Source organism: Marinobacter sp. DS40M6, from assembly GCF_028581595.1.
Lineage (GTDB): Bacteria > Pseudomonadota > Gammaproteobacteria > Pseudomonadales > Oleiphilaceae > Marinobacter > Marinobacter salarius.
Genome location: NZ_JAFCAE010000002.1, coordinates 266,349 through 279,769, shown reverse-complemented (window position 1 = coordinate 279,769; position 13,421 = coordinate 266,349). Strand labels below are relative to the sequence as shown.

Here is a 13,421-nt window from a genome sequence, read left to right as displayed (position 1 = left end):
CCGATTCATCTCTCTGTAATATTGTCCATGCTATCGTTCTCCTGTTTGAAACTTGGGAGACGAACAATGTCCGATTACGAAGAAGAGCTGATGGATTGTCAGTTTGAAGACTATGATGATGACGATACTCTGGACGATGCCACTGAGTTGTAGTGGTGCTTTCAGGTTTTTAGAGAATACCTTTGGCAGCCTGCTCCGCCAGGTACTGTTTTCGATGTTCCCCCGGGCTGGTGTTGAACCAGCGACGCCACGCCTTATGAAATGCTGCCGGATTGGCAAAGCCCAATAGCCACGCAATTTCTGACAGCGATACCCGTGTTTCCCGTATGTACTCGATAGCCAGCTCCTTGCGGGTGTCGTCCACCAGTTCCCGAAATCCGGTGTTCTCCTCTGCCAATTGTCTTTGAAGTGTCCAGGGCGCGACGCCGAGCTTATGGGCGACGGTCATCAGGGTCGGAGTGCCGCCCTGTAGCAGGGGTGGGAGCTGGTCTTTCACCCGGTCAGCCGTGCTCCACCCGGCGCGGATACGTGACAGTTCCAGTGCGCACTGCCCTGACAGTGACTCGAACATGGCGGCCTGCGCCTGTAGCGAAGCGGCTTCCGCTATTCCCGGGGCCAGTCTGAGGCTGTTGCCTTCGGCACCGAACTTCACCGGGCACCCGAACCACTGTTCAAACACATCGTCGTAACCCTGGGAAGGGTACTCAATGCAGACCCGTTCAACGACCCGGTCGTGGCCGGTAATGAGCCTCAGGAATTGGGCCCAGGCTGCAAGGACCGAATCCACCACGAAGTAATTAAACACGTTGTAGGGTTTGATGGAGTAAAAATGCGCTTCACGGCCCTTGCCGGCTGTCCAGGGAACACCCCTGCTGTTGCGGCTGTTGAGTAGGGAATAATGAATCAGCGTGCTGATGGCTTCGCCAGCTGTGGCGGCAGATTGGGCGGCAAGCCCTGCGATACCCGCGTCCACGGGGCGAGACAGCTGGCCCATCGTCAGGCCGAGCGCGGGGTTGCCGGTGAGGGCGATAGCCGCCTGACCCATTCTCATGAACCGGGGGATGCTGATCCGGGCCGCAGGCGCTCCCAGTGCCTGTTCGTCCAGCCCAAACCGGCTCAGCAGGTCTGTGGGGTCCCGGCCTTCGGCCAGAAGTGCGCGGGCCATGACGGCGACGTACAGCACGCTGATATCGCCGAGGGGGTTTTTGTGTCTGGTGCTCGCTTTCATGATGCAGGTATTGTCCGACAAGTCGTTACAGGATATCAAACTGTTGTTTCGGGATATTGTTTGGGAAGGGTCGGATGGCTAATTTAGAGCCCATATCACTGCATTGCCGATCCAATAACAGGAGAGAGATCATGACCGAATCGACACCGGGCGTTAAACGTTACCCCAATTTGCTGGAGCCGTTGGATCTCGGGTTCACGCGTCTTCGCAATCGTACACTGATGGGGTCCATGCATACTGGCCTGGAAGAGGCGAAGAATGGTTTTGATCGGCTTGCCGCTTTCTACGCCGAACGTGCCCGTGGCGGTGCGGGTTTGATTGTGACTGGTGGTATTTCCCCGAATGTGGAAGGTGCGGTGTTCCAGCACGCGGCCAAGATGAACACCCAGGAAGAAGCGGACAAGCATCAGGTGATCACCCGCGCGGTGCATGAGGCCGACGGCAAGATCTGTATGCAGATTCTCCATGCCGGTCGCTACGCTTATCATCCGGAGCTGGTGGCCCCGTCCGCGATTCAGGCGCCCATCAACCCGATGAAGCCTAGAGAGCTGGACGAAGCGGGTATCGAAAAGCAGATTGAGGATTACGTCAACTGCGCGGCGCTCGCGCGGGAAGCCGGGTACGACGGCGTGGAGATCATGGGTTCGGAAGGTTACTTCATCAACCAGTTCATCGTGGCACATACAAACCATCGTACTGATCAGTGGGGTGGCGGCTACGAGAACCGCATTCGACTGCCGATCGAGATTGTTCGCCGGGTTCGCGAGCGCGTGGGCAGCGATTTCATCCTTATTTACCGTTTGTCGATGCTGGATCTTATCGAAGATGGCAGTACCTGGGATGAAGTGGTGCAATTGGCGAAAGAAATCGAGAAAGCCGGCGCAACCATTATCAACACCGGCATCGGCTGGCATGAAGCCCGTGTACCGACCATTGCTACCTCTGTGCCTCGAGGCGCGTTTACCAAGGTAACGGCGCGCCTGAAAGACGAGGTCAGCATTCCCCTGGTGACCACCAACCGCATCAACATGCCGGATGTTGCCGAGAAGATCCTCGCGGAAGGCGATGCTGATATGGTGTCCATGGCCCGTCCGTTCCTGGCGGATGCGGACCTTGTTCTGAAGGCTGCCGAAGACCGCGCGGATGAAATCAACACCTGCATCGGTTGCAACCAGGCCTGCCTGGATCATACCTTCAGCGGCAAGCTGACCTCTTGTCTGGTCAACCCCCGTGCCTGTCACGAAACTGAGCTGACCTACGTCAAAACCGCCGAGCCCAAAACGATCGCGGTGGTTGGTGCCGGCCCCGCAGGCCTGGCGTTTGCGACGGTAGCGGCGGAGCGTGGTCATAAAGTAACGCTGTTTGACGCCGGTAGCGAAGTGGGTGGTCAGTTCAACGTGGCCAAGCGGATACCGGGTAAGGAGGAGTTCTACGAAACCCTGCGTTATTTCCGGGTCATGCTGGACAAACACGGGGTGGACGTACGCCTGAACACCCGTGTGGATGTCGATGCCCTCAAGGCTGGTGGATACGACCATGTGGTGCTGGCCAGCGGCGTCAGCCCGCGCACGCCAGAGATTGAGGGAGTGGATCACCCCAGTGTCATTGGTTACCTGGATGCGCTGTTGGGTCGCAAGCCCGTAGGGCAGAAAGTGGCGGTGATTGGTGCCGGTGGCATCGGTTTCGACGTCTCGGAATTCATCGTCCACAAGGGCACCTCGGCGGCACTGGACCCCGAGCACTTCATGCGTGAATGGGGAGTGGACCTGAGCGTTGGTCATCGTGGCGGTATTCAGGGCATGGAGCCGGAGGTGCCGGAGCCGGCCCGCGAGGTGTACCTGTTGCAGCGCAAGGCATCGAAAGTCGGTAAAAACCTGGGCAAGACCACAGGCTGGATTCACCGCACTTCACTGAAGAATCGCCAGGTGCAGATGGTTCCGGGCGTGAGCTACCGCAAGATTGATGATGACGGGCTGCACATAACGGTGACCCCGAAAGGTGCCGAGCAGGGAGAGGATAGGGTATTACCGGTGGATACCATTGTTGTGTGTGCCGGCCAGGAGCCTTTGCGTGAGTTACAGAGTGGGCTTGAAGCCGCTGGAATGAAGGTGCACTTGATCGGTGGCGCCGACGTGGCCGCGGAACTGGATGCCAAGCGCGCGATCAATCAGGGCAGCCGCCTGGCAGCGGAGCTCTGAGTGCCACGGGCGTGCGGGCCCTGATCACAAAACGTTGCAGTTTTACTCTACCTTCAGAGGTTTGACCCGCTAGACTATTATCCGGAAGTCTGTCAGTTTGAAGCCGGCCCCGCGCACTGTGCAGGGCCGGTTTCTGGTGTCTGACGAAAAAACGGAACACTTTTGGTGTGTTTGTCGTGTAGCGGTCGGGTTTTTGGAGAGTGGGGAGTTAGCAATGGGGTCTGCCGACCAGGCAAGCGATGGTTATTCGGCGGTGTTTTTCATGGACGGCAGCGACGTGTCGCGCCAGATGCGTGCGTCTGAGTTCGGAGCCTTTCTTGATGGCTACGTTGGCCTGTCCGACCTGGCAGATACCGATGTAAAGGCCGTTTACGTATTGCTTGGCAGCGACCTTCTGGTGCGTTCGCTGGTTTTCTTCCGAATCTATTTTGATGAGGAAGGCAGGGCTGACAGCCATTGGAACTTGCCCGTAGAAAAACTGGCCCGCAAAGGTGCCAAGGGCCCGGATATGGGTGCTGGTCCGATTCGATTGGTGTGTCGCAGTCAATGCCCGAAGTCTGCCAGTGCCGAGGATTTCTGGGATCCTGATATGACCCCGGGAAGCAACCACTTCCAGGCCATTCGGCGCGCCGTGGATGCGAACACACTGAGGTTCCGCAAGGTGGAGCCCACGCCGGAAGAGGATATTCCTGTGTTGGGTGCCGAGTCCCGTTCCCAGGAAGAACCTGAGGTTTCCGCAGACCGGGTGCGGCTTGCCCGTGTTATCCGGGAACAGCGGCTTCGCATCAAAACCCTGCAAAGTGTTCATCGCGATGCGCTGTCTGATCTGCAGCGTGAAAACCGCCATGAGATGCAGGCCCTGCGTAATGAAACCGCCGAACTCCAGCAGAAGTATGAGCGCCAGAAACTCAGCAATGAACAGCTGAAAAAACGCCTTGCTGAGCGCAATGAGCAGTACCTGATGATGCAGGAGCAGATCGCCAGTGGTGAGGCCCGTAATGAGCGCGAGGGTGCTACGGCGGATGCCGAGGTGGTGTTGCTGCGAGAGCAACTGGAGCGCCGTCAGCGCGAACTGGAATTGAGGGACGAAAAGATCGTGGTGCTGGAGCAGGAAAACTATGACTTGCGACACCAGCCGCCAACCGAAAATTCAGTCATGGATCATCTGCAAAACCATTCGGTCTTCCTGGTGGCCTACCACGCCGGGGTAGGTCATATTACCCTGCCTTACGATGATATCGAGAGCTATTTCCGCAACCCTGTGGCCTACGCTGCTGAGCGTTGCGGGCTCAATGAGCCGGCCTATCGGCAATGGCTTGATCACTATGAACACCCGGTCTGCCATCATAAGCTTACCAACGGTAAACCCTGTGGTGAGCCCGTCATGCGCATCAGTCAGCCGGCTGAGTTTCGGGCAGAGGTGGATGATCGCTGCGAACAGCACCGGCCGAAGGACTCCAACTAACCTGCCTCTAGCGATTTCCTGCGGGATCTTTTTTCAGAATCGGGCCGTATTTCGTTACTATGGGTGCTGATACGCCCCCGGGTGATGAATCAGCTCCGCCCCGGCCCAACCCAGACACCCACAGGAAGCTACATGGATCAATTCAGAAACATTGGCGTGATTGGCCGCATGGGCAGCGTAAAGGTGGTCGAATCGCTGCGTCAGCTCAAACAGTATCTGGTGAGCAATAACTATCACGTGATCATTGAGGAAGACACCGCCAGCATGCTGCCTGGTCATGGTCTTCAGGTGGCCAGCAAGAAGCTGCTGGGTGAAATTTGTGACCTGGTTATTGTGGTGGGTGGTGATGGCAGTCTGCTGGGCGCTGCCCGGGAACTGGCCAAATCCAAGATTCCGCTGCTGGGTGTGAACCGTGGTCGTCTTGGTTTCCTGACCGATATTTCTCCGTCTGACCTGGAGGAACGGCTGGGCAAGGTCCTGCAGGGGAAATACATCGAAGAGACCCGTTTCCTGCTGGATGGGCACGTGGAGCGCAATGGCCAGCCGCTGGGCTTTGGAACCGCCCTGAATGACGTGGTGCTGCATCCCGGCAAATCGACCCGGATGATCGGGTTCGACCTCTACATCGACGGACATTTCGTATACAGCCAACGCTCGGATGGGCTTATCGTGGCTACGCCGACCGGGTCGACCGCCTATTCGTTATCGGCGGGCGGGCCGATCATGCATCCGAAACTCGATGCCGTCGTGCTGGTGCCCATGTTCCCGCACACGTTGAGCAGTCGCCCGATCGTGGTGGACGGCAAGAGCGAGATCAAGCTGGTGATCGGTGAAACAAACGAAACCTATCCGCAGATCAGTTTCGACGGGCAGATGAACATTGCCTGTGCCCCCGGCGACATCATCCGAATCACCAAGAAACCCTTCAAGATTCGCCTGATTCACCCCGCGGATCATAATTTTTACGCCACATGCCGGGACAAGCTGGGCTGGGCCAGTGAGATTGCAGCGAGCTAACAACATGCCAGGACAGGAAAGATCCGCGAGCCGCGGTTACGACATTATCGGCGATATTCACGGATGCGCTCATACCCTGGTGCGGCTACTGGACCAGATGGGCTATCGCAAGGTTAACGGTGTCTATGAACACCCCCGGCGCCAGGCCATATTCATTGGTGACATCATTGACCGCGGACCTCGTATCCGTGAGGCACTGCATCTGGTCAGGGACATGGTCGAGCACGGTTCCGCCCGCATCGTAATGGGAAATCACGAGTACAACGCCCTGGGCTACTGCACCCGTGCCCGCCCCGGCAGTGGCAAGACGTTCCTGCGGGAGCACAATGCCCGGCACGACCGGTTGATCCGAGAAACCCTCGAACAGTTCGAGCATTACCCCCACGAATGGAACGAGTTTCTGGAGTGGTTCTACACCATTCCCCTGTTTATCGATGAGCCGGATTTCCGGGCAGTACATGCGTGTTGGGACAGCGACCTGATCACCAAATTCAAGGAAAATCAGGGAGGTGCCTGTATCGATGACGAGTTCCTCCATGCGTCGGCGGCGATTGAGTCCTTCGCCGGCCAGGTCATGGATACCTTGCTGCGCGGCACGGATCTTCGCTTGCCGCCGGGCGTGAAGATTACCGGTAAAGACGGCTACGTCAGGGAGTTTTTCCGCACCAAGTTCTGGGCTGATAACCCGAAAACCTACGCCGACGTGGTGTTCCAGCCCGACCCCTTGCCGGAGGACGTCGCCTGCCGTGAGCTGACGGACGCTGAGCGAGGCCAGCTGATCAGCTATCCCGCTTCAGCGCCACCGGTGTTCGTGGGCCATTACTGGATGGAAGGCGAGCCGGCACCACTGAAACACAATGTGGCCTGCATCGACTTCAGTGCGGTCAAATACGGCAAGCTAGTGGCCTATCGCCTGGATGGCGAACGTACCCTGTCCCGTGACAAGTTCGTTTGGGTGGATGTGGAGAGGCCGGAGCAGCCGGACTATCCCACCAGCGAAGACAGCGTGGCGAGGTAACCTGTGTATCGCGTGAAACAAATTGATACCGACACAAACCTGGCTGGTTTCAGTCGTTGGCTGAAAGAGCAGGGGGTGGAGCACCGGATCACCGAGGAGGGTGGGTCACAGGTGCTGTGGCTGGAGAACCCTGAGCATACGGAGCCGGTGTTACAGGCCCTTGAGCGCTTCCTGAAGGAACCCGAGGTGCAGGACGCTGTCAATACGACAGCGCAATCGCCGGTGTTTGTCGGGGGGCGTTGGCAGCCGTCGCCACGCCACGCACCCATGGTGCTCGCCATGATTGCCCTGGCCGTATTGATGGCTTGGGTGACGGCCATGGGACAGAATCAGCTATCCACCCTGTTGATGTTCGTCGATCCGCGTTTCTATGATGTTGGTACCATGGCGGATCGAATCCAGGCGCTGTCTTCTACCTTGGCTGGTGGGCAGGTCTGGCGCCTGATCACGCCGGATTTCCTGCATTTCAGCTGGACCCATATCATCTTTAATTCCGTCATGTTGTGGTTCCTGGGCAGTCAGGTTGAGTGGTTCGATGGCCGTGCGCGGTTACTTGCCCTGTTCGTAGTGACCAGCCTGCTGTCCAACGGATTGCAGTACATCGTGAGTGGGCCTCTGTTTGGCGGTCTGTCTGGCGTTGTGTACGGCATTCTGGGTTATTGCTGGTTGAGCCAGCGACGCGTGCCCCGTTTCCAGTTCCCGCCTGCACTGGTGACGTTTGCCGTGGCCTGGATGGTGATTGGCTTTACGCCATTTACCGAAATGGTGGGGTTGGGGCAGATGGCAAATGAAGCCCACCTGGGAGGCTTTGTGGCTGGCCTTGCCCTGGCGGCCATTTTGCCGGTACCAAAAAAAGCCCCGCGAAACCGCGGGGCATGAAAAGAGCGTATAGCTCCTGATGAGAGAGACCAAATGAATACGACCTTCGTCATTTGGTGAGTTAATGATAATCATTATCGTTTATTGTTGTCAACGGGTTTCCTCACATTTTTTGCTAGCAAATGATTGGAGAACGAAATGACCTACGAAGAGCTGATCAAACGGCTGGACCCCGCTGTTTATCAGAGCCTCAAGCGCGCCCTTGAGCTGGGCAAGTGGCCGGATGGTCGTAAACTGAGTGACGAGCAGCGGTCGATCTGCATGGAGGCCGTTATTTATTACGAAGACCACCACAACACACCGATGGAAGAGCGGGTTGGTTACCTTGACCGCGGCGAAAAGGCGGGGACTGCGTGCGATCCCAGCGTGTCGCGCACAGCAGGGAAATCGTCAAACGGTACCGCTGGCTCAGATCAGTACTTTGAGGTGAAGTCTTGACCGCATTGGTTGATGTGACCGGTCGCCTGCGCAAGATGCCTGCAGAGGCCGGTGATCCGGTCAGCTATACCATCCGGGTGGGCGATACCCTCATCCCCCTTAATGAGATGGTCGGGTACACGTTGCAGTTTGATTTCGATGGCGTGATACGCTGCATCAACTGTGATCGTAAGACCAACAAGAGTTTCAGCCAGGGTTACTGCTATCCCTGTTTTCGCAAGTTGGCCGCCTGTGACAGCTGCATCATGAGCCCGGAAAAATGCCATTACCATGAGGGCACCTGCCGTGAGCCGGAGTGGGGAGAGACTCACTGCATGATTGAGCATGTGGTGTATCTGGCTAATTCGTCCGGTCTCAAGGTGGGCATAACCCGTGGTTCTCAGGTGCCAACTCGCTGGATAGACCAGGGTGCCGTCGATGCCATCCCGATGGTCAGGGTGGCTACCCGCCAGTTAGCGGGCTTTGTGGAAGTCGCTTGCAAGAAATACGTTGCGGACCGAACCAACTGGCGGGCCATGCTTAAAGGCGACGTGCCGGAGCTGGATCTGGTTGAAGAGCGTCGCCGCATGCTGGAGCTGGTCGCCGACGATTTGTCGGAATTGCGCGCCGCCCACGGTGAGAACAGTATCCGGGCTGTCGATGAAGACGGGGTGGCTCTGAGATATCCGGTCGAGGTATGGCCCCGGACGGTAAAAACTCATAATCTGGACAAGTCGCCCTCGGCGGACGGCGTGCTCCAGGGGATCAAGGGCCAATACCTGATCCTGGATACCGGTGTTATCAATATCCGTAAATACACCGGTTATGAAGTCCGCTTCCGGGTCTTCCCAAACCACTGAGCCCGGCCCAACGAATTCTGGAGAAAGTGAATGCGTACCAGTCAGCCACAGACCATTTTCCTCAAGGATTACCGCGTGCCCGCCTTTCTGGTGGACCATGTGGATCTGCGTTTTGAACTGTTTGAAGATGGGGCCAGGGTTCACTGTACCCTGGCCATGCGCCGGAATCCCGACAGCGATTCCTCGGACAAGAGCCTTGAACTTGACGGCGACAGCCTGACCACACTTGAATCGGTGAGCCTGGATGGCAACCCCCTGGAGGGCAGCGCCTACGAGGACCGTGACGACAAACTCACCCTTCATGAAGTGCCGGATCAGTTTAATCTGGGGGTCGTGACCTGGATCGAACCCCAGAACAACACGCGCCTGGAAGGCCTGTACAAATCGTCGGGTATGTTCTGTACTCAGTGTGAAGCCGAAGGCTTCCGCTGCATTACATACTTTCCTGACCGGCCCGATGTGATGGCCCGTTTCCGCACCCGTGTTGAGGCGGGTAAAACCCGTTATCCCATCCTGCTGTCCAACGGCAACGATGTTGAAAAGGGCGATCTGGCCGACGGCAGGCATTTTGTCACCTGGGAAGACCCATTCCCGAAGCCTTGCTACCTGTTTGCTCTGGTGGCCGGTGACCTCCTGGAGAAGCGGGACACCTTTAAGACAATGTCAGGTCGTGACATTGACCTGCGCATGTACGTTGAACCCCGCAACGCCGAGAAGTGCGACCACGCCATGGACTCCCTGAAACGCGCCATGCGCTGGGACGAGGAGGTGTATGGCCGCGAGTATGATCTGGATATTTTCATGATCGTCGCAGTGGACGACTTCAACATGGGCGCCATGGAGAACAAGGGGCTGAACATTTTCAACTCCTCGTGCGTACTGGCCAGCCAGGAAACCGCGACGGACATGGCGTTCCAGCGCATCGAGTCGATCGTGGCCCACGAGTATTTCCACAACTGGTCCGGTAATCGCGTGACCTGTCGCGACTGGTTCCAGCTTAGCCTGAAAGAAGGCTTCACGGTGTTTCGGGATTCCTGTTTTTCTGCCGATGTGGGTTCGCCCACTGTGAAGCGGATTGAGGATGCGACCATGCTTCGTACCGCTCAGTTCGCCGAGGATGCGGGGCCAATGGCGCACCCGGTTCGTCCGGAATCCTATATGGAGATCACGAACTTCTACACGCTGACCATCTACGAGAAAGGTTCGGAAGTGGTGGGCATGATCCATACGCTGCTGGGGCCCGATCTGTTCCGCAAGGGCAGTGACCTGTACTTTGAGCGGCATGACGGTCAGGCGGTGACAACAGACGACTTTGTCCGCGCCATGGAGGATGCCAGTGGTCGTGACCTGTCGCAGTTCCGTCTCTGGTACGAGCAGTCTGGCACGCCAGAGCTGACAGTGCGGGATGAGTTTGATGACGCTGCTGGCATCTATCGCCTGACCATCAAACAGTCGATTCCGGATACACCGGGACAGACCGATAAGAAGCCGCAGCACATCCCATTTGCCATCGGCCTTCTGGGTGCCGAGGGTGAGTCGTTGCCACTGAAGCTGGCTGCAGATGATGCCGATGCGCCAACGGACCGGGTCCTGGAGTTGACCGACGCCAGTCATACCTTCGAGTTCCACGGCTTGTCGGAGCGGCCAGTGCCTTCATTGTTGCGGGGGTTCTCGGCGCCGGTGCGGGTGTTCTACCCGTGGACACGGGAGCAGCTCACCTTCCTGATGAGCCATGACTCGGACGGTTTCAATCGCTGGGACGCGGGACAGCGCCTGGCGGTGGACGTCATCAACTCACTGGTGTCGTCCACCGATGGGAACGTGGACGCCGGCCTGGTTGAGGCGTATCGCAGCCTGTTGGCGGACTCGTCTCTGGATCAGGCGCTGGTTGCCAAAATGCTGCAACTGCCATCCGAAGCCTATCTGATCGAACTGGCTGATCAGCCCAACGTACCTGCCATCCACAGAGCCCGTGAACGCGTGCTTGCGCATCTGGCGAGATCGCTAAGGGACGAGCTTCTGGCCTGCTATCACCGCAACACCCTGAGCGGTCACTACGAGGTGACGCCGGAGGCCGTAGCGCGTCGAAGCTTGCGGAATACCGCCCTGGCCTGGCTCCTGCACATCGATGATGAAGAGGGCCGGACGCTGGCGACAAGCCAGTTTAACGAGGCCGATAACATGACGGATCGTATGGGAGCCCTTCGTGCCCTGGTGAACTCCGGTTACGAAAAAGAGCAGGAGCAGGCACTCGCAGACTTCTACCAGCAGTGGAAGGACGACCCCCAGGTGGTTGAGCAATGGTTCGCGGTGCAGTCGGGCAGTACCCGCACCGGAGGCTTGCGCAAAGTCCATGAACTGATGGAGCACCCGGCGTTCGACTGGAAGAACCCCAACAAGATCCGCTCGGTGATCGGGGTGTTTGCCGGCCAGAATCTCCCTGCCTTTCACGCAGAGGATGGAGCCGGTTATCAGTTCCTGGCGGAGCAGGTGCGAAAACTGGATGACAGTAACCCACAGATTGCGGCCAGGCTGGTGTCTCCGCTGACCCGCTGGCGCAAATTCGCGCCGGTTCACGGCGAGCAGATGAAATCGGCGCTGGAGACCGTTCGTGACAAGTCTGGATTGTCGCGGGATGTCTACGAGGTGGTTCACAAGAGCCTTGCCGGCCAATAGGGAAGCGAGATCGCTGGGGTATCCGTCTGCCGCAACGCGGGGCCTGTCACAGGCGGATACAAAATCGCACTTTCGGTCGATAGACAATATCGGCCAATCGGCTACTCTGTCAGGAGCCGATATTCCATGACAACACAATAAGAAAAGCCTTCTACAGGGCTTTCAGACAGGTTTAAGGTTAAAAAATGACATACAAGAACAATGTGATTTTGGGCAGTCTGTTTGCTCTTTCGGTTTTTGCCATGCCAGCCAATTCCGCCGTTTCCAGTAGTGAAGCCGCTCGACTGGGTCAGGATCTTACCCCGTTTGGCTCCGTGAAAGCCGGCAACGAGGCAGGCACCATTCCCGCGTGGACGGGTGGCCTCACCGAAGCCCCTACCGGATATGAGGGTAGTGGTCAGCACCATATCAACCCTTTCCCGGACGATGAGGTGTTATTCACCATCAGCGCGTCCAACATGGATCAGTATGACGAGTACCTGACCGACGGCCTCCGTGCCATGCTCGACACCTATCCGACGACCTTCCGTATTCCGGTCTACAAAAGCCGTCGCACACACGCGGTGCCGGATTGGGTTGCTGAAAACACCAGGGAAAATGCCGTAGATGCTGAGGTAGTGGGTAAAGGCGAGGGGATCGATGGCGCCTTTGCCGGTTATCCTTTCCCCATCCTGCACGGTAATAATGAGCAAAAAGCCTGGCAGGTAGTCTGGAATCACCTGACTCGCTGGCGTGGCGTTTCCGTAACCCGCCGTTCAAGCGAAGTGGCAGTGCAGCCGGATGGCGACTACTCCCTTGTGACCTCTCAGCAGGAAGCCTTCTTCAATTACTACAACCCTGAGGGTAGTGAAGAAGAACTCGATAACGTTATTTTCTATTATTTGTCGTTTACCCAGTCGCCACCTCGTCTTGCCGGTGGTGCCATCCTGATTCATGAAACTCTGAACCAGATTATCAACCCGCGTAATGGTTGGGGTTACAACGCCGGCCAGCGCCGTGTTCGTCGTGCACCCAACCTGGGCTATGACTCTCCGATTGCAGCCGCAGACAATCTGCGAACAGCCGATGACACCGATATCTTTAACGGTGCCCTGGACCGCTACAATTGGGAATATGAGGGTATGCGGGAGATCTACGTTCCCTACAACAATTACCGCATCGGTGAGCAGGGCACGCCTTACTCCGAAATCCTGGGTATTTCCCACCTGAATCCGGACCTTACCCGTTGGGAGCTCCATCGGGTGCATGTTGTGGAAGCGACCCTGAAGGAAGGGGAGCGCCATATTTACGGCAAGCGTCGCTTCTATGTGGATGCCGATAGCTGGAACACCTTGCTGCTGGACCAGTACGATGGCCGCGGTGAGCTCTGGCGCGTGACCATGGGTCTGGCGAAAAACTATTATGAATTGCCTGGCGTATGGACAGTGCTGGATGTGTACCATGACCTTCAGGCTCGTCGTTATCACGTGCTGGGCCTGGATACCGAAGAGGGTTCCACCCGTAAGTTTACCAACGACGTGCCCAACCGACGGTATTTCTCGCCGGCTTCCCTGCGTCGCAGGAGTGTGCGTTAACGTCTTGACTCGTTGTTGGAACACGATTTTCGCCAGAGACGGATGGCGACGGATATACCGGTGGTCGGAAGGTCACCGGTATATTCATA

General features: G+C 57.3%; 10 protein-coding genes. 9 read left to right on the top strand and 1 reads right to left on the bottom strand.

The features are described from left to right. Window positions 1-169 precede the first annotated feature (169 nt). Window positions 170-1,228 carry an AraC family transcriptional regulator gene (locus tag JJO78_RS05235; RefSeq protein ID WP_126810399.1) on the bottom strand — a complete coding sequence of 353 codons (1,059 nt, stop codon included), beginning with the start codon at window positions 1,226-1,228 and terminating at the stop codon, window positions 170-172. A 131-nt stretch (window positions 1,229-1,359) separates the two neighbouring features. Here JJO78_RS05235 and JJO78_RS05230 point away from each other — a divergent pair, with 131 nt between their 5' ends. The 9 genes from JJO78_RS05230 to JJO78_RS05190 all read left to right on the top strand — a co-directional run bounded on the left by JJO78_RS05230 (window position 1,360) and on the right by JJO78_RS05190 (window position 13,332). Then, entirely contained in the window at window positions 1,360-3,426 is a 2,067-nt protein-coding gene (locus JJO78_RS05230) for an oxidoreductase (protein ID WP_127400826.1), read from the top strand. Between the two features lie 214 nt (window positions 3,427-3,640). Then, entirely contained in the window at window positions 3,641-4,891 is a 1,251-nt protein-coding gene (locus JJO78_RS05225; protein ID WP_041334726.1) for a DNA repair protein, read from the top strand. Window positions 4,892-5,023: 132 nt separating this feature from the next. After that, window positions 5,024-5,908, top strand: a complete 885-nt coding sequence (locus JJO78_RS05220) for an NAD(+) kinase (protein WP_007151855.1) — start codon at window positions 5,024-5,026, stop codon at window positions 5,906-5,908. Between the two features lie 4 nt (window positions 5,909-5,912). Then, window positions 5,913-6,926: a metallophosphoesterase gene (locus JJO78_RS05215; RefSeq protein WP_036204586.1), complete on the top strand. Its 1,014-nt coding sequence runs from the start codon at window positions 5,913-5,915 to the stop codon at window positions 6,924-6,926. Between the two features lie 3 nt (window positions 6,927-6,929). After that, window positions 6,930-7,805, top strand: a complete 876-nt coding sequence (locus JJO78_RS05210; RefSeq protein WP_075195586.1) for a rhomboid family intramembrane serine protease — start codon at window positions 6,930-6,932, stop codon at window positions 7,803-7,805. A 138-nt stretch (window positions 7,806-7,943) separates the two neighbouring features. Then, complete coding sequence (locus JJO78_RS05205; protein WP_036204593.1) at window positions 7,944-8,243, top strand: YeaC family protein; 300 nt, start codon at window positions 7,944-7,946, stop codon at window positions 8,241-8,243. Between the two features lie 35 nt (window positions 8,244-8,278). After that, window positions 8,279-9,082 carry a DUF2797 domain-containing protein gene (locus tag JJO78_RS05200; protein WP_412535603.1) on the top strand — a complete coding sequence of 268 codons (804 nt, stop codon included), beginning with the start codon at window positions 8,279-8,281 and terminating at the stop codon, window positions 9,080-9,082. Window positions 9,083-9,112: 30 nt separating this feature from the next. Next, window positions 9,113-11,758 carry an aminopeptidase N gene (gene pepN, locus JJO78_RS05195; RefSeq protein WP_126810397.1) on the top strand — a complete coding sequence of 882 codons (2,646 nt, stop codon included), beginning with the start codon at window positions 9,113-9,115 and terminating at the stop codon, window positions 11,756-11,758. Window positions 11,759-11,943: 185 nt separating this feature from the next. After that, window positions 11,944-13,332 carry a DUF1329 domain-containing protein gene (locus JJO78_RS05190; protein WP_126810396.1) on the top strand — a complete coding sequence of 463 codons (1,389 nt, stop codon included), beginning with the start codon at window positions 11,944-11,946 and terminating at the stop codon, window positions 13,330-13,332. The last annotated feature ends 89 nt before the right edge of the window (window positions 13,333-13,421 follow it).

What these genes read in the sequence shown, in the direction of transcription:
- pepN (WP_126810397.1), top strand. Translation starts at nt 9,113, where the DNA reads ATGCGTACCAGTCAGCCACAGACCATTTTCCTCAAGGATTACCGCGTG.
- JJO78_RS05235 (WP_126810399.1), bottom strand. Translation starts at nt 1,228, where the DNA reads ATGAAAGCGAGCACCAGACACAAAAACCCCCTCGGCGATATCAGCGTG.
- JJO78_RS05200 (WP_412535603.1), top strand. Translation starts at nt 8,279, where the DNA reads ATGCCTGCAGAGGCCGGTGATCCGGTCAGCTATACCATCCGGGTGGGC.
- JJO78_RS05190 (WP_126810396.1), top strand. Translation starts at nt 11,944, where the DNA reads ATGACATACAAGAACAATGTGATTTTGGGCAGTCTGTTTGCTCTTTCG.
- JJO78_RS05230 (WP_127400826.1), top strand. Translation starts at nt 1,360, where the DNA reads ATGACCGAATCGACACCGGGCGTTAAACGTTACCCCAATTTGCTGGAG.
- JJO78_RS05215 (WP_036204586.1), top strand. Translation starts at nt 5,913, where the DNA reads ATGCCAGGACAGGAAAGATCCGCGAGCCGCGGTTACGACATTATCGGC.
- JJO78_RS05225 (WP_041334726.1), top strand. Translation starts at nt 3,641, where the DNA reads ATGGGGTCTGCCGACCAGGCAAGCGATGGTTATTCGGCGGTGTTTTTC.
- JJO78_RS05220 (WP_007151855.1), top strand. Translation starts at nt 5,024, where the DNA reads ATGGATCAATTCAGAAACATTGGCGTGATTGGCCGCATGGGCAGCGTA.
- JJO78_RS05205 (WP_036204593.1), top strand. Translation starts at nt 7,944, where the DNA reads ATGACCTACGAAGAGCTGATCAAACGGCTGGACCCCGCTGTTTATCAG.